10 protein-coding genes are annotated in these 15,860 nt (G+C 70.6%); all 10 read right to left on the reverse strand.

Annotation, left to right across the window (positions count from 1 at the left end; all coding sequences use genetic code 11):
* Positions 1 to 45: 45 nt before the first annotated feature.
* Positions 46 to 2,247, reverse strand: a complete 2,202-nt coding sequence (locus JNK12_12420) for a WYL domain-containing protein (GenBank protein MBL8776738.1) — start codon at positions 2,245 to 2,247, stop codon at positions 46 to 48.
* 75 nt (positions 2,248 to 2,322) lie between these two features.
* The gene (locus tag JNK12_12425; protein MBL8776739.1) at positions 2,323 to 4,725 is read right to left on the reverse strand and encodes an AAA family ATPase; all 2,403 of its coding nucleotides are present in this window, start codon (positions 4,723 to 4,725) and stop codon (positions 2,323 to 2,325) included.
* Positions 4,722 to 4,967: a hypothetical protein gene (locus JNK12_12430; protein MBL8776740.1), complete on the reverse strand. Its 246-nt coding sequence runs from the start codon at positions 4,965 to 4,967 to the stop codon at positions 4,722 to 4,724. Before JNK12_12430 ends, JNK12_12425 begins: the two co-directional genes overlap by 4 nt.
* Before the next feature lie 142 nt (positions 4,968 to 5,109).
* Positions 5,110 to 5,835: a matrixin family metalloprotease gene (locus JNK12_12435; protein MBL8776741.1), complete on the reverse strand. Its 726-nt coding sequence runs from the start codon at positions 5,833 to 5,835 to the stop codon at positions 5,110 to 5,112.
* Complete coding sequence (locus JNK12_12440) at positions 5,832 to 6,635, reverse strand: hypothetical protein (GenBank protein ID MBL8776742.1); 804 nt, start codon at positions 6,633 to 6,635, stop codon at positions 5,832 to 5,834. Before JNK12_12440 ends, JNK12_12435 begins: the two co-directional genes overlap by 4 nt.
* A 194-nt stretch (positions 6,636 to 6,829) precedes the next feature.
* Positions 6,830 to 7,723, reverse strand: a complete 894-nt coding sequence (locus tag JNK12_12445; protein ID MBL8776743.1) for a hypothetical protein — start codon at positions 7,721 to 7,723, stop codon at positions 6,830 to 6,832.
* A 559-nt stretch (positions 7,724 to 8,282) separates the two neighbouring features.
* Entirely contained in the window at positions 8,283 to 10,967 is a 2,685-nt protein-coding gene (locus JNK12_12450) for a site-specific DNA-methyltransferase (GenBank protein ID MBL8776744.1), read from the reverse strand.
* Complete coding sequence (locus tag JNK12_12455; protein MBL8776745.1) at positions 10,964 to 14,002, reverse strand: DEAD/DEAH box helicase family protein; 3,039 nt, start codon at positions 14,000 to 14,002, stop codon at positions 10,964 to 10,966. Before JNK12_12455 ends, JNK12_12450 begins: the two co-directional genes overlap by 4 nt.
* Positions 13,999 to 14,190 (reverse strand): hypothetical protein, encoded by a 192-nt coding sequence (locus JNK12_12460; GenBank protein ID MBL8776746.1) that lies wholly within the window; start codon positions 14,188 to 14,190, stop codon positions 13,999 to 14,001. Before JNK12_12460 ends, JNK12_12455 begins: the two co-directional genes overlap by 4 nt.
* Entirely contained in the window at positions 14,187 to 15,344 is a 1,158-nt protein-coding gene (locus JNK12_12465) for a hypothetical protein (protein ID MBL8776747.1), read from the reverse strand. Before JNK12_12465 ends, JNK12_12460 begins: the two co-directional genes overlap by 4 nt.
* Positions 15,345 to 15,860: the final 516 nt, after the last annotated feature.

Below are 15,860 nucleotides of genomic sequence, written 5' to 3' on the forward strand. Positions count from 1 at the left end.
TCGTGCGGTCGCCGTCAGCGTGCCCCCGGCTCCGGACACACTTCGTCACGAAGGCTCGGGGACCGGGTCGTAGTGGCCCACGAGACGGTCAACCGTCTCCTGTGCTGCTTTGACCGCACCCTCGGCGCCCTCGGCGCTTTCGCGTCCCACCGCGACGAGCTCGAGTTCGCCCGCGCCCCGCAACAGCAGCGTCGTCAGCCGCTCGGCGGCGGGCCAGAACAGCCCGATCCACGCTTCGGTGATGCCTTCGTCCCCGGTGGTGAGACCCCGGGCGGTGTAGTCGTCGAGGAGGTGCACGGCCCGCCCCTCGGCGGCGACCTTGACCCACAACTCGGGGCCCGGGTCCTCGAAGTCCCCGGGGTCGGGCGTGTCGACGTCGAAGGATTCGGGGGTCTTCTCGAAACGGTTGAGCCGCAGCACTCTCGCCCGGAACTCGTCACCTTCTTTGCAGTGCGCTTCGATGAACCACTCTCCCCGCCGGTACCGGAGCCGCTCCGGGCGGAAGACGAGATCCTCGTGGTCGACCCGCGAGGTCGACCGGTACCGGCCGCGCAGCCACTGAGATCGTTCGATCGCGTTGCTCACCATCTCCTGCCGTGGGTCGGTGGGCTGGGGGTCGATCGTGACCGGCGACCGGGCGGCGAGGGCCTGAGCCGCCCTTTCCCTTATTGCCTTCTCGTTGGCGGGGCTGTAGCGGTCGTCGAGAAGCACGCTCTCGGCCAGCAGCGCCAACGCGGCAAGGCGGGGGGTGAGTAGGTGACGCCAATGTCCGTCGCTTACACGCTTTTCGACTTTGAGTGTGTTGTCCGCTACGGACACGTCGAACGGGAGGTCATCGGCCTTTTGCGCCGCATCGAGGATCCCGGCGACAACGACCTCGGGGATGGCGGCCGCCCCCGAGTCGCGGCGGTGGGTGGTGGTGGCGAGGTTGTCACCCCACTGGGTGTGCTGCGCGACCTCCTCGAACGTGGGGGGTGCCCCATCGTGCTTGTCCTGCCATTTGATGACCCATGCGACGAGCGCGAGCACAGGGATGAGCCCCTCGGCGCCCGTGGCCCGCCACGTTTCGGCGGCCGGTTCGGGCACCTTCTTCCGCGCCTTGCCGCTGGCCAGGCGGTCTTGCACGGAGCCCAGGCTCTTCTGCACCTTCCTCACGGCGCCGGCCAATTCGTCCCGCAGCTCGCGCGGGCTGGTCACGATCGCCCGGTCGTGCAGTTGGAGCACGGACTGCTTGAACCAGGCCCGGTTGGTGACCCGCCAGCGGCACACGACCGGGTCAGGGTCGGGTGCGTCGCCCGGCGCGCTGCCGCCGTGGTGGTGCTCGGGCTCGCCGAGCAGTTCGACGATGTCGTCGAGGTAGCGGGGGTCGACCTCGACGGTGACCTCAACGGGCGGGTCACGCCGCCAGCGTTCGGGTCGGGTGGAAGGTGGGCGTGACCGGCCGGATGTGTCCCAGGTCGTCGCCCCGACGCGCTCACCGCTTTCCGCCGGCTCGCCCGCCTGCACCTTTGTGATGCGGTCGGCGCGCAGCGTCCAATAGCGCTTGTCGGCGGTGATCCCGTGGACGCGCCAGAAGTCGTGGTGGTCGATGACCACCTCGGTCAACTCGAGGGTGGTGGTCTTTGTGCCGTCCGGCTTGGTGTAGTCGACCTTGACGGGCTGGAGCGCGGGAGCAACAGCGATGTCGACGACGGCTTGGGGGACGTCGCCGTCGACACGGACCTTGGCGTCGTCGCCGTGGGTGAAGCCGCCGGCAGTCAGATCGGCGAGCCCGGGGGGGACATCGACCCGGCCCAGCAAATCGACGACCAAGTCGATCAACTCCTTGTGCCGCGCGTTGGTGAGCAGCGACCCGTCCCCGCTGATGTACCACCCCTTGATCTTCTCGCCGTCGTCTCTGGTGAGGGATATCTCCTCGATCGGGATTCCCATGTCCTTCAAGTCTTTGCGGTCTCGGTCGAGGTGCTTCTCCGGCGTGCCCTCGCCGAGACCGCAATAGCCCGGGAGGCGGACCAGGTCCGAGCTCTTCAGTGTCTCACTGCCGTTGCTGTTGATGGGGAGCGTGCAGACGAGCTGGATCAGCCTGGGGAGCTGCCCAACGATGTGGGATGCCATGTCGTCAACCGTTCCTTCTCGAGCTGTGGGTGATTCTTGGGTTGAGACAGGTGGCGGGGCTGCTGATGACGTGGGTTGACGCGATTTCTCCGTGGGGGCTCCGCCGCTCGGGGTGGCCGGCGGGAACCGCACCGCTCGCTGGGGTCCGTTCGCGGGGCGCCCCAGGCGGTGAGCCGTCGTGGGCGCAGTAGCTGCTGCCGGTGGTGGTCACAGGTAGCCGCCGGTGCTGCGAGGCCCGGGGTGGGGGGCGGGTGGCTCGGCGGCGGGGCCGCCGAAGTCGGCGGCGGCGAGGGCCATGTCGCCGCCGTCGCGGCGGCAGTAGGCCGTCACCGCGGCGGCGAGCACATCGCGGACTGCGCTGTAGCCGACCTCGTGGCGGTCGCGTAGCGCCTGCAGGGCGGCGTCACGGGCGCCGGGGGCGAACCGGTAGCTGCTGGCGGCGAGGTCGAACGCGGCGGCGAGGTCGTCGCCGGTGGGAGCGGGGAACGTCACCACCTCGACACGGCGGAAGAACCCTGGGTTGGCCCGGGTGAGGGCGGCGGCGGTGTGCTCGTAGCCGGCGAACACGACCACGGCGTGGTCGCGGTCGTCTTCCATGAGCTTGACCAACTCGGACAGGGCCTCGTCGCCGTAGTCGCGCCAGCCGCTGTGGGCCACCAGGGCCTGGGCCTCGTCCACGAAGAGCACCCCGCCGCGGGCGCGGGCCCAGACCTCGCGGACCCGCGGCGCGGTCTGGCCCAGGAACTCGGCGACGAGGTCGCCCCGGCTGACCTCCACGAGGTGACCCGAGGTGAGCAGGCCCGCGTCGGCCCACCGGCGTGCCGCCCAGCGGGCGGCGGTGGTCTTGCCGGACCCGGGCGGCCCCTCGAACACGAGGTGGGGGGTGCGGTCCAGGCGGGGAAGGCCCAGGGCGTGGCGCTCCTGGTCGTGACGGTGGAGCCGCACCCGGTCCTCGGCGAGCCCGCGGACGGGTTCCGGGGCGGGGGGCTCCGGGGCCGGTCGCGGCCCGGGCGCGTCGGTCCGGCCCGCCTCGGTCGGTGCGGGCCCGGTGATGTCGTCGACGGTCAGCGTCGCGGCGGTGCCGCCGCGGCGGTGGTGGCGGGGGACGGCCTCGTCGACCAGCGCGGCGCAGTGCCCGAAGCCGGCGGGGACCGCGGCCGCCCGGCGTTCGAGGATGGCCTGTGCCGCCGCGGCCGCGGCGGGCGTGACCCGGTAGCCGGCGGCGGCTGCGGCAGCGACCAGGGCGTCACCGAGCGCGGCGCCCGCCGGTGCCGCCAGCCGCAACGGCGGCCCGAAGCGAGCCCGCAACGCGGGCGACGCCACCAGCACCCGGAGGGCGTCGGCGCCGCTGCCCGTGCCGGTGGCCACCACCGCCGTCGCCGGTCCTGGCCGGGCGAGCTCGGCTGCGAGCGCGCCCAGGGCCAGCCGGAGCTGGCTCGCGTCGTGGAGGTCGGCCAACCGGTCGAGGTCGTCGAGGACGAGCACGCCGCCGCGCGCGGCGCGGGCTGCGGCCCGGAACCGGTCGCCTGCGCCCGTCGAACAGCAGCCCAGCAGCTCCTCTACGGCGACGGTCACGGTGGCGTCGCAGGCCACGACCCGCCCGGCGTGCAGCACCTCGGCCACCAGGCCAGCGGCGGTCGTGCGCCCTGAGCCGGGCTCGCCGGCGAGGACGAGGTGGGGGGCGGCTGCCGGGCCCGCTCCCCCGTCGACACGACGCCAGTGGTCGGCGACGACCACCTCGAGGTGCTCGCGGGCCGGTCCCAGGCCGGGGTGGCGGCCCAGCGCGGCGAGCGCGTCGGCGAGGCCGTCGCGGTCGCCGGTCACGGCGGGGACGTCGGGGGCGAGGACCCGGCGGCGGCCCCGGTCGTCGGTGGCCGCGCCCCGCACGGCGACCGCAGCGGCGATGTCGCCCAGCGCCCGGTCCAGCGCCTCGTAGCCGCCCAGCCCCCAGGCCCGGTGGGCCCGGTCGAGGTGCACGGCCAGCCGGTCCCGCAGCGGGCCCGGCAGCCACAGCCCGGCATCGGCGGCCTGCTCGACGGCGAGGTCCACCAGCGCCGGGCCCACCGGGTCGGACAACTCGACGAGCCGGGCCCGGTGGGAGCCGCCGGCGGCGGCGATGACCGGCGCCGCCGCGGCCCGGTCCCTCACCGCGGCCACCACCAGCCGCGGGCCCGCCGTGAGCAGGCGGGCCAACCGCTTCGGGACCTCGTCGGCACCGTCGGCGGGGTCCACGATCAGCACCGGGGCGATCTCGTCGAATCGCGACGAGCGCAGCGCCTGGGCGAACGCCTCGGCCTCGACACGGACCGGCTCGGCTCCCACCAGGCCTGCCCGCCGGTAGAGCGCGGCGACGTGTTCGGTCACGGCGTCGAGTTGCGAACCGGGCGGTCCGGCCACGACCACCAGTCGGGGCCCGACCGGCCCGTCGCCGCCGGCCTCAGCCGCGGCCAACGCCGCCAGCCGCGACAGCCCGCTGACCAGCCGGTCGCCCAGGCGCGCCACCGGCGGCACCCACGGGCGGTCCTCGGGCACCGTCGCGGGCCGCTCGGGGCGCGCCCCGCGGGGCCGGTCCGGTGTGGCTCGGCGGGCGGCCGCTTCGGCGGCGCTCACGGCTCGGTCCCCGTTCCGGTGGTGGCATCGTCACCGGGCGGGCACCGCCACTCGGGGTCGGGCTCGTAGCGCCAGTCCGGCGGCGGCGCCGGCGGGGGCGGCCCGCCCGGGACACACCCGCGACGGCCGATCCCGGCGGTCAACATCACAGCGGCCACCAGCACCAACACCACGACCGCCACGAGCAACGCACCGAGCCACTGGTCTCGCCGGGCACCGACATCGACGACTGCATCTCCCATGAGCCGAGCACAACATGGCCGGCGGACAGACTTTGCCGGCGGGGTGCGCTGTTGTCGGCCGCGTCCGGGGAGATGGCGACCCGCATCGACGCCGAGCGGGCCCAGCCCGGAACGGGCGCCGGCCGCCGGGGCCGCGCGACCTTCAGCGCCCATAGCGGGCGCGGGCCTCGGTGATGTCCCAACTGGCGCCGGCGCCGCCGGACGGGCACATCAGCGCCCCGCGCCCGGGCGCCGGGCACCACCGGGCGGGAGCATGGGAGATCCCGATGGCGTGACCGATCTCATGGGCGGCGACGAGCAGGAGCCTCGACGAGGACCACGGATAGGACCGGTCGAGGTGGATGTCACCGCAGCCGGTGAACCAGGAGTCCGGGCAGGGAGGGAAGCCGTGGGCGCGCTGGCCGGCGCCGAGGTCGGGATCCCAGCTGCGCCCGTGGCGGGCCGCGACGAAGCTCACCCGGATCTGGGGCTGCCCGCACCTCGGGTCGTCGAACGGCAGCCAGGCACCGCAGGGGGCCACACGCCGGAACCGCACACCCGAGCGGGCGGCCCACCAGCCGAATGCCTGCTGGAAGACCGCGGTCTGCGCGCGGCGGGACATCCCCGGGTACGGGGCCTCGATCGCCCACGTGACCGGCATCCGCGACCACCGCCAGTAGGGGGACTGCTCGGTGCCCGCGGCACGCTCGCTGGTCGGCGTCGGTGGCGGCACCGACGCGCCCGCCGGCCGGGGCGCCGTCACCGCCAGCACCGCAGCAGCCAACACGACAGCCGCCAACACGACAGCGGCCAACACGACAGCCGCGGGACCGAGGGTCGAGGCGGACCAGGGGCCCCGACGCGGGGCCGGCGCCGACTCGGGGCTCATACCGGCGACCCCTGAAGGCAGCGGGCGGCGGCGGCGGTGAGGTCGGTCACCATCGCTTCCGTGCCGGCAGGCGTGTGGTGCAGCCCGTCGGCGAGCAACATCCCGGGCTGGGTTGCGGTGGCGGCCCAGTCGACGATGTGCAGGTTCGGATGCTGGGCGGCCTCCGCCGCGATCAGCTCGTTGACCGACTCAGGGGCGGCAGGGGTCGGCCAGTAGAAGGTCGGGGCGCTGGTGGTCACGGTTGCCCACACCGCGCACCGGGCGGGCGCCAGCGCGTCGACCGCGGCGCGGATCCACCCCTGCACCTGAGCGGGGGTCGCCTGACCCGCCGCGATGCGCGCGGCGTCATTCGAGCCGGCGACCACCACCACCGCGTCGGCCCGGCGGGCCTGCCGGCGGATGTCGTCGAGCAGGTCCGCGGTGGTCCATCCGTGGTGGCCCACCACCGCCATCCGCCACTGGTGGCGGGCCCCGGCCCGGATGAAACGGTGGGTGGCCCGCTGGTCGGCCTGGAGCGGCGAACCCTGCTCGGCGAACTCGACCAGCGAGTCGCCGACGACGGCGACCCGGAACGGGTCACCGGTCGCCGCCGCCGGGCCGTCCGCAGCCGGCACGGCGGCGGGCCGGTCGGGTGGGGAGGTGGCCACGGGTGCCGCGGCAGGGACCGGGCGGGTCGGGGTGCGGGTTCCCAGCGCGGTGATGGTGGCCGCAGCAAGGACCAGGGCCAGGCCCGCCAGGGTGATGGCGACGATGACGATGGGGACGGTGAAGTGCCGGGTCGCGGCGTTGGGGATCTGCATGTCCCCACCGTCAGGGTGCCGCCGGACACTCTTTGCCTCAGGCGGTCGGCTCTGCCCGGCGCCTCCGGGGCAGCCGGGGTGGGCCACCTCGGTGGCCCAGATGGTCGTCTGCCCCCGTCCAGCGGGGCCGCCGTCAGGGTCGGGGGAGCGCTACCGGCGGTGCCCGCCGACCGGCCCCGGCGGCCCACACCCGGTCAGGGACGGGCGCGGCGGACCTCGATGCGGGTCACCATCTCGCCGACCGCGGCCCGCAACAACGCACCCAGCTCGTCGTCGGGCCCGAACCGCGGCGCGTGGCTGCTGACCACCCGCCCCGCCCGCAGGAACTCCCGGAAGGTGCGCTTGGCCGACGCCGAATCCGACGGGTCGAACACCCCGAACGCCGTCCCCCCGTTGTCACCCACCAGCGAGAAGCACGGGATGTCGGTGACCCCGTCACCCACGAACACCATGTGCTCGAACGGCACCCGCCGCTCCCCCACCGGCACCCGGCGGTTCACCAGATGCGGCTGCGTCGCCGCCTCGGCGGCGCCGATGCCCTTGTTGATCTCGAAGAGGAACCGGGTCTTTTCGGTGAAGGTCACACACCGCTTCACCCACGCCAGGTGCCCTGCCTCGTTCTCACCGAGCTGGCAGCCGTACACCCCGGTCAGGTGCCGCTGCACGATCCCGCTGCCCGCGATCAGGGCCTGCAGCCCGCTGGAGACGATGTAGAACTCGACGCTGACGTCCCGGCCCGCCGCCGCGATCGCCTCGAGGTCCCCGAACAGGCCCGGCAGGCCCGGGAAGAACGAAGCGTCCAACTCCGCCCCGAACGCCGCCAGGTCCGCGTTGGTCAACTCCCCCAACGGCCGGCCCGGGCCGACCCAGTCCAACAGGCACCGCAGATACGCTAACGGCGGGTCATAGCCCTCCGCCACCAGCGCCGGCGCCCGCCGCGACCACAAGTCGTCCGTGTCGACGCCATGGGCGTCGAGCAACTGGGTCGTCGAGTCCGGCGCCAACGTGTCGTCGAAATCGAACACCACCGCGATCACCGCCACCAGCAACCCCTCCACCCCACATATCAGGTAGATGAACCGTCTCATGACATTTGCCTGAGTTCTTACATGCGCGAGGTTCGCGGTGTATCAACAACCAGGCTTCGCCGGCCTCGGGCAGCGCCGCCTCTCGGAAGGGCGCGAGACTGCCCGGATGGCGGAACGACGCGGCACGCCGAATCTGGGCTCCATGTTCGGCACCGGGACAGGTCACACATGGGATGGCAGGCCGGCCGGGGAGAAAAGCCCTGGTGAGCCGGAAGCGGCCACCGGCACCGTGCCTGCTCCTGGTGACGGTCTTGGTCCCTGCGGGATCGTTGTCGATGTCGGAGTGATGGAGGCGCTCCTTCGTTCTACATCCGACGCCCTTCGAGCTGCGGCGGATGCGCTGGCCGTATCCCGAACACGCAGAGGAGCATCGAGCTGACTCAACCTGCTCTCGGCGTGCGGGCGTCGACACGCGACCCGGAGGAGTTCGGAGACCTCGCCGGCCAGCTTCGCGGCGAGGGGCACGGGCAAACCGACCACGCCGACCTCGGGTCGTTCGACGTGTCTCCTCAGGTGACCCAGGATCAAGCCTAGGCAGCCCGAATTGGCTCGGGTCTGGTCAGGTGGGCGTGTCGTAGACCTGGAGGATCTCGTCGCCGTAGTGGTTGATGACCTTGACAGCGATGCGGCCGCTGGCCGGCGGGGTGAACGGGATCGACACGGTCCGGTAGAGAGCGTCCCAGGCGTCGGGGTCGATGTCGGCCTTGAGGGCCCGGGCGAGCTTGTCGTAGGGCTCGTCGGCGCCGGTGAAGTAGGCGTGGCGGACGAAGAAGCTCTCGCCGTTGTAGTTGGTGTCGATGAACCAGCAGGCGATGTCGTCGGTAGATGACGGGCGGACGACGCCGGTGGTCGGGTCATACACGTCGACCCCGAACAGCTCGACCACGATCCCGTCGTCGGTACGGTCGATGGTGACGTCGGGCTGGCCGAACACGGTGAACAGGTTCCCGGCGCCGGTCTTCTTGAGGAGCTCGTCGGACATGGCGAGGTCGGGGTTCATGTGGGTGAGCAGGACCCGGAGGCGGCCCATCTTGCGTTCTTCGGCGGCGGCGATGAACCCGTCGCCGGACGGCTCGAACTCGCGGGCGGTCTCGGACGTGTACGCCTCGAACGCGAACCCGCAGACGACCAGCAGGTCATGGCCGGCGCCCTTCAACGCTTCCCGGGCTGCGTCCTTCACGAGGTCCGGTGACACGGTCCCGTGCTCCGGGCCGATGCACACCGCGACGCTGCGAGAGGTGCCGTCGGCGTCGGTGAACTCGCCTCGGGCGGCCAGCACCAGCGAAGCGGCCGGTTCGAGCGAGTCGAACTTGAGGCGCTCACCCCGGAACGTGTTCTGCACCCCGGCCGAGCGGAGGTTCTCCAGGATCGTCTCGACGAACCCGGCCGACCCGTTCCCGTTCGTCTCCGGTTCGGACTCGACCGTCGGGGCTTCGAGGTTGCGGTGCGGCGACAGCGACTCAACGGTGAACGGGCCCGACACCCGCACCCGCTTCGGGTCCTCGTACGGCTGATCGACCAGTAGCTCGGTTTCGGCGTGTCGAAGGATCGCTTGGTCGATCTCCTCACGGGTCATCCCCTCGGCGATGTCCGGGTTGTTCGCGATCGACTTCAACGTCACGTGCGGCACCCGCCGGTACACGAACCCCTGCCGCACATCATCGGAGTGGCCTTCACGGGACTGGGGCTGCCCAGTCAGCGCCTCCTCCTTGGCCGCCCCCTCCGGCGAGTCGGCCAGCAGGTAGTACGGGAACCTCGCCGACATCAGCCGGGTCCGAGCCAACGCCAACGCCACCCGTGACGTGTCTGTCGTGATCCACCGGCGGCCCCACTGCTCCGCCACCACCGCCGTCGTCCCCGAACCGCACGTCGGATCCAGCACCAGATCCCCAGGGTCCGTGCACATCAACACGCACCGCTCGATGACTGGCGATTGGGTCTGGACGACGTAGACCTTCTCCTTGGCGCGGAATCCAGCCGATACGTCCGACCAGACGTTCGTGATCGTGCCAACCGGGAACTCGTCGAGATAGCTGATTCGCCGCAGCGAGTTCTCGCGGGCGAACAGACGGCCGGAGGCGGCGAGCTTGTCCATCCCGCTCTTGTCGGTCTTGAAGGTTCCCTTCCCTGGGCCGTATGACTTGCCGCAGAAACCGTACGAACGAAGGTCAGTACCTTGGGCAGGCCGCTGGCTGGTCAGCGGTGCCAGTGCAAACAGGCGAGCTCCCTCCGGCAACAGGGACGGTGCAGCAAGTTCCTCAGAACTTGCCTTCCGAGTCGATCCATCCGGAAGACTCACCTGGGTGTAGTCCTTGGCTCCTGCCTCGCCAGGGTGCTTGGGCTTGAACACCTGGCGGTACTTGAGGGAGGCATGGTCCCGTGCGTACCAGAGGATGTAGTCGCAAACGCCGTCAAGGTAGGACTCGCCCATCGTTGAGCTGGTCTGCATGACGATCTGGCTGACGAAGTTCTCTTCGCCGAAGACCTCGTCAAGAACGGCGCGTACCCGGTGGGCGTTCTCATCGCCAATCTGCACGAAGACCGACCCGGACTCGGTGAGGAGGTCACGGGCCACGGTGAGCCGGTCGCGAAGGTAGGTGAGGTAGGTGTGGATGCCGTCCTTCCAGGTGTCGCGGAACGCCTTGACCTGTTCGGGTTGGCGAGTGGCGTCGCTGCCGTCTTTGACGTTGCGCTTGCGGGTGGAGACCTGCCAGTTGGATCCGAACTTGATCCCGTAGGGCGGGTCGATGAACACCATCTGGACTTGGCCGGCGAGGTTCTCCTTCTCGGCAAGGCTGGCCATAACGAGGAGCGAGTCGCCGAGGATGAGGCGGTTCGACCAGTTGGCGTCGTGGCGGTAGAACTCGATCTGGTCGAGGCCGTCGAGGCCGTCGAAGTCGTCGAACAGGGACAGTTCGGGTTCGGGTTCGCCGGCGGCGGCGGTGTCGCGGAGGTTCTCGACGATGGCTCGGGGGTCGATCTTCTCCTGGATGTAGAGCGGCACTGCGGGCACGGCGAGGGGTTCGCGGTCGAGTTGGTCCTTGCCGGTCCACACCAGCTGGGGGTCGAGGCTGGGGTCGCGGGGGTAGAGGAGGTCGGTGGGGTTGGCTTCGTCGGCGGCGACGAAGTCGCGGAGCTCGTCGGTGGGGATGTTGGTGCGGGTGGCGGCGGTGTGGACGGTCGCCTCGACGGGGGTGGGCGCCTTCTTCTTCGTGGTCTTCTTGGCGGGTTTGCGGGTGGTCATGCGGTGACAGCTCCTGAGTGAGCGATGGAGGCGACGATGTTGGCGCCGTCCCACGGGTCGGTGATCTCGACGAAGTGCCAGCGGCCGTAGCGGGCGGTGTTGTTGACGGCGGGCACCCAGAGGCTGCGGGCGGTGTCGGTCTTGGCTTGTTTGGCCCGGTCGTTCTTGCCGGTGACTTCGATGACGAGGTGGAGGGGGTCGTCGGGGCCGTGGCCGTCTTCGATGTCGACGATGAAGTCGGGGACGTACTGGTGGGTTTCGCCGTCGAGCTCGTAGGGGATGGTGAACCCGAGACCCTGGTTCTTCACGTACCGGTAGACGACCCCGTTGAGCTCTTCGAGGGCTTGGGACATGCGTTGTTCCCACGAGTCGGTGTCGGCGACGACGTGGGAGACGTGGCACTTGTCGGGGTCGGTGCGGCGGGTGGGTTTGGTGGTGTCGAACTCGACCCAGTCGGTGGACCCGATGGTGTCGTACGGCTTGAGGATCGGCAGGAGGCGACGGTCGCCGCCGGCGGTGCGGACGATGGACCGGTAGATGCGGTCGGCGGCGTCGGAGGCGTGCTCGTGGAGCAGGAGGAGCTGTGGGAACGCGTTGTCGGTGCAGGTGACGCACTCGGCGATCCATGACGTGCAGATGCCGACGAGGGTGGGGAACAGCCAGGGGCGTTCGCCGGTCACCCCTGATGGCTTGCCGGGGTCGTCGGGGTCGTCGCGGAAGTACCGGTCGAGGACGACTTTGGCGAGGCTGAACGCGACGTACTGGACGCGTTGGGAGCGGAGGTCATCGAGGGTGTGGACGGCGGTCTCGCCGATGATCCCGGCGACTTCGGTGGTGGTGGGGTTGTGCTCGGCGGTGAGCGCAAGGGCGGATTCGTCGGTCCAGTCGGCGTGGAGGGCTTCGTCGGGGATCTCCCACCGGTAGCCGTCGAGGCGGGGGAACGTGATGCGGGCGTCGGCCCGTTCGGGAAGCGCCCGGACGTGGGTGATCGGGGCGGGAGGCTCAGGCTCGGCCTGGCTGCCGTTGGCGGGCAGGAACGAGAACGGCACCCCGTACACCTCGGCGTACTCGGGCTCGAAGTGGCCCTGGTCGTTGAGCGCGAACCCTCGGCGGCGCAGCCCGCGGCCGACGACCTGCTCACAGAGGAGCTGGGTGCCGAACGCCCGGACCCCGAGGATGTGGGTGACGGTGTTGGCGTCCCATCCTTCGGTCAGCATCGACACCGACACGACGCAGCGGATCTGGCTGCCGAGCTGGCCGGGTTTGCCGACGGTGTTCATCACTTCCCGCAGCAGGTCCTCGTCGGTGAGCTTGGAGGGGTCAGCGCCAGGGAACCGCTCGACGTACTCGGCTTTGAACCGGTCGATCTCGGCGGCGGCGGCCCGTTTGAACTCGGGGGACATGGCGTCGCCGGAGTCGAGCGCTTGGGAGTCGACGAGGAGGCTGACCGGCCGGTCCGCCCACCCGCCGGCGTGCTCGTTCGAGAACAACGGCAACGCGCCCGGGACCACGACCGTCGTGCCGTCCTCGAGCGGCTTCTCCCAGCCGGCCAGGTAGTCGAACACGAGCTTGGAGACGTTGGTGTTGTTGCACACGACGATGAACACCGGCGGCGCCGCGCCGGCGGCGGCGGCCTCGGAGGTCTCCCACGCCTGGTAGGAGCGGGCGTAGTTGGCGTACAGGGAGTGCAGCGCTCCTTGGAGAGCGGCGGGGAGTCGGGGTTCGCCGGTGATGGCGTCGGTCTTGCGGCCCTTCTTGGGGAGGCTGTCGCGGATCCGGGCCCACAGGGTCCGGTAGGTGGGGTCCTCGTCGGGGTTGGTGGTGTCGTCTTCGACCGGCACCCGCGGGATCTTCACGAGGCCCGCTTCGATCGCGTCGATGAGCCCGAAGTCCGACACGACCCACGGGAACAGGGTCCCTTCGGGGTAGCCGGACCCGTTCAGGAAGAACGGGGTGGCGGACAGGTCGTAGACGGTGCGGATGCCGAGCTTGGCTTGAACGGCCCGCAGACCGGACAGCCATTGGCGGGCGGCGTCGTCGCGGGCTTTCGCTTCGGCCTTCTCGTCGCCGGTGAGCGCGTCGATCGTCTCGTCCGCCGCGGGTGTTGGCCTCCGTTGGTAGCAGTGGTGCGCCTCGTCGTTGATGACGAAGATCTGGCGCTTCCCCCGCAACGGTTTGCACACCCGGTTCACCATCTGGTCCCACGTCTCGGTGAACGCCCCGGCCGGATCGCCGTCCTGGCGGAGCAGGTCCTTGGTGGCCTTCGCGACCTTGACCTTCTCCTTGCGTTTGAACGCCTCGCGGTTCGTGACGACGACCTTCGCTCGACCCAGCTGGGGACGCAGCTCGGCGGGCACCAGATCGAAGGCCGTGTAGTAGTTCCCCGGGTCCGACGGCATCAGCACCCGCAGCCGGTCCTTGATCGTGAGGCCGGGCCCGACCAGCAAGAACCCGTCCGAATGCTTCTTGGACGTCGGGTTCGCGGCCTTGTTCAGCGTCTGCCACGCGATCAACATCGCGGCGACGACGGTCTTGCCGGTCCCGGTCGCCATCTTGTGCGCCACCCGGAACAGACCCGGGTTGGCGTCCTCACCGAATCGGGTCAACTCGTTCCGGAAGTAGCGGCCCTTGCCGGTGTCCGGGGCGACCTCCGCCAACCAGATCGCCGTCTCGACCGCCTCCACCTGAGCGAAGTACAGCCGCCGAGCCCGGCCGGGGTCGGTCCAGTGGCGCAGGAGGGTCTTCGATGTGTGCGTCGCGCCGTGCCATCCGGTCTCCCGCCAGCGGGTCACCTCGTCGCGCAGTTCGTTCACGAACCGGGTCTCTTCGATCCGGTCCTCGGACCACTCCTGGAACACGATCTCCTGCTGCGCTGCCTTCTTGCGCTTCGATGCCGGGATCGGCATGAAGTACGCCGACGGCCGGCGCCCCTCCACCACCTCGTCGGTGATCCCCTCCGCATCGAACCGCCAATGCCGAGACGGCTCCTCGAACGGGCCGTTCAAGATGAAGTTCTCGATCGTCCCGCTGGTCATGGCTCCTCGCTCTGGCCGAGCCGGCCACTCACAGCGGCCTGGAGGGCGGTGTTGTCCCGTAGTTCGGTGAGGGTGGCTCTGAGGACGTCGGAGATGGTGGCGTCGTGGTCGAGGGCGTACTGCTTGAGGGCGCGGTGTTCGTCGGGGTCGAGGTCGACGGTGACTCGCCGCTTGGTGGCGTCCCTCATGTGGCTGGTCCTTGGGTGCGGTGCTGGTGGGCGGCGATGGCTTCGTCTACCAGGGTGAGGCGTTCCTCGAGGTTGTCGGCGGTGAGGGGTGCCATGACGTCGCCGTGGCCGTGGTGGCCGATGCCGACGGTGCCGGGCCCGCCGGGTCGCATGTTGCGGAGTTCGGGGTCGGTGTCGGCCCGGTCGCCGGGCAGCACGAAGAACAGCTTGAGGCGGCTGGCTTGGGGAACGACGGTGACGACGATGTCGCGTTTGGCCGGACCCAGGCTGTAGTTGACGGCTTTGGACTTGAACTCCCGGACCATGCGGGGGTCGCGGGCCATGACCGCTTCGTGGAACCGCTGGTAGAGGTCCACGACCGCCTGCGAGGCGTTCCCGAAGTGCTCCTCGTAAGTGTGGGGTCGGCGGGGCCCCTGCTTGCGGCTTCCCGGTGTCTTGGCCGGCGGCGTTGACGCTATGGACCTGGGCGCGGTGGCGGTCGGGGCGTCGGTGAAGGGACGGCCGACGCTGACGAGCGCCGCCCGGATCCGGTCAGGTTCGACGGGATGGCGGAGCCGGCCGGCGACGAGATCGACGAGCTCGGCGGGCGGGCGGGTGAACAGGTCGTCGAGAACCCCGCGGACCACGGCGACGTCGAAGAGGCTGCGGCCGCGCTCGTCGAGGTCGCCGGCTTCGACTCGGGCCCGTGCGAGCAGGCCGAGCTGGGCGAGGGTGGCGGCACGGTCCGCTTCGGTGGCGTCGGGTCCGGTCAGGTCGGTCAGGTCGACCGCGAACACCTCTTTGCGGTCGTTGGCGACCGGGGCGTTCGACCACAGCACATGCCAGCGGAGCCCGTCGGTGAGTACTGCCCACGGGACCCCTGCCCCGTTGGCGTAGTTGACGGTCTGGGTAACGACCTTGATCCCCAGGTTGGTGCCGAGCGCCTTGGCTTCGACGTGGAGCCGGACATCTCCGGCTCCGTCGAGGAGGCCGTAGTCGACGTTGGTGCCGCCAGCGACCGGTACCTCGCGACGTACAGCGCCCAGGTCGCGGGTATCCCATCCGAGTGCGTCGAGAATCGGCTCGATCAGCACAGCCTTGGTCTCCGCCTCGGGGAGTCGCTTGTTCGCCGCGGCCACGGCGACCACTCGGTCGACGACAGCGGCCAAGGTCACGTGCTCATGCCTTTGATGCTCACGCTGTCCCACCACCTCGCCAAGAGCATGATGAGTTCAGTATCTCATATCGCCTCGTCGCACGGCGGTGATCATCCGGGGAGTCGCACTCCGGCATGGTCTGCGGGTACCGCGGCGCTGGGTCACCGGAGGGTCGACGTTCAGCGCGACTTTCGGCCGTCGCCCTTCACTCGCTTCCGGCTCCCGTCGGCGGTCCTTCGGGCAGTCCGGCCGCCAACCGGGTTGCGTCGGGCCGAGATTCGTGCAGGTGAGTCAGGGTGCCTGGCTCGATCTGTGATGCTTCCAGGAAGTCGTTGATGTCGTCTGATCGCAGTCGGATGACCCGGCCGAGGCGGTAGGCCCGCACTTTGCCGTCGGGACTGCCGCGCGTTGAGGTGACACGGGTTGTCAGGCGGCGGTTGCCGTCTGTGGGGTCATGATCATCTCGAACTCGATGGGGGTCAAACGTCCGAGCCGGGCCTGGCGGCGACGGTGGTGGTAGGTGCGTTCGATCCA

It is taken from the genome of Acidimicrobiales bacterium, assembly GCA_016794585.1.
GTDB lineage: Bacteria > Actinomycetota > Acidimicrobiia > Acidimicrobiales > DATDAH01 > JAEUJM01.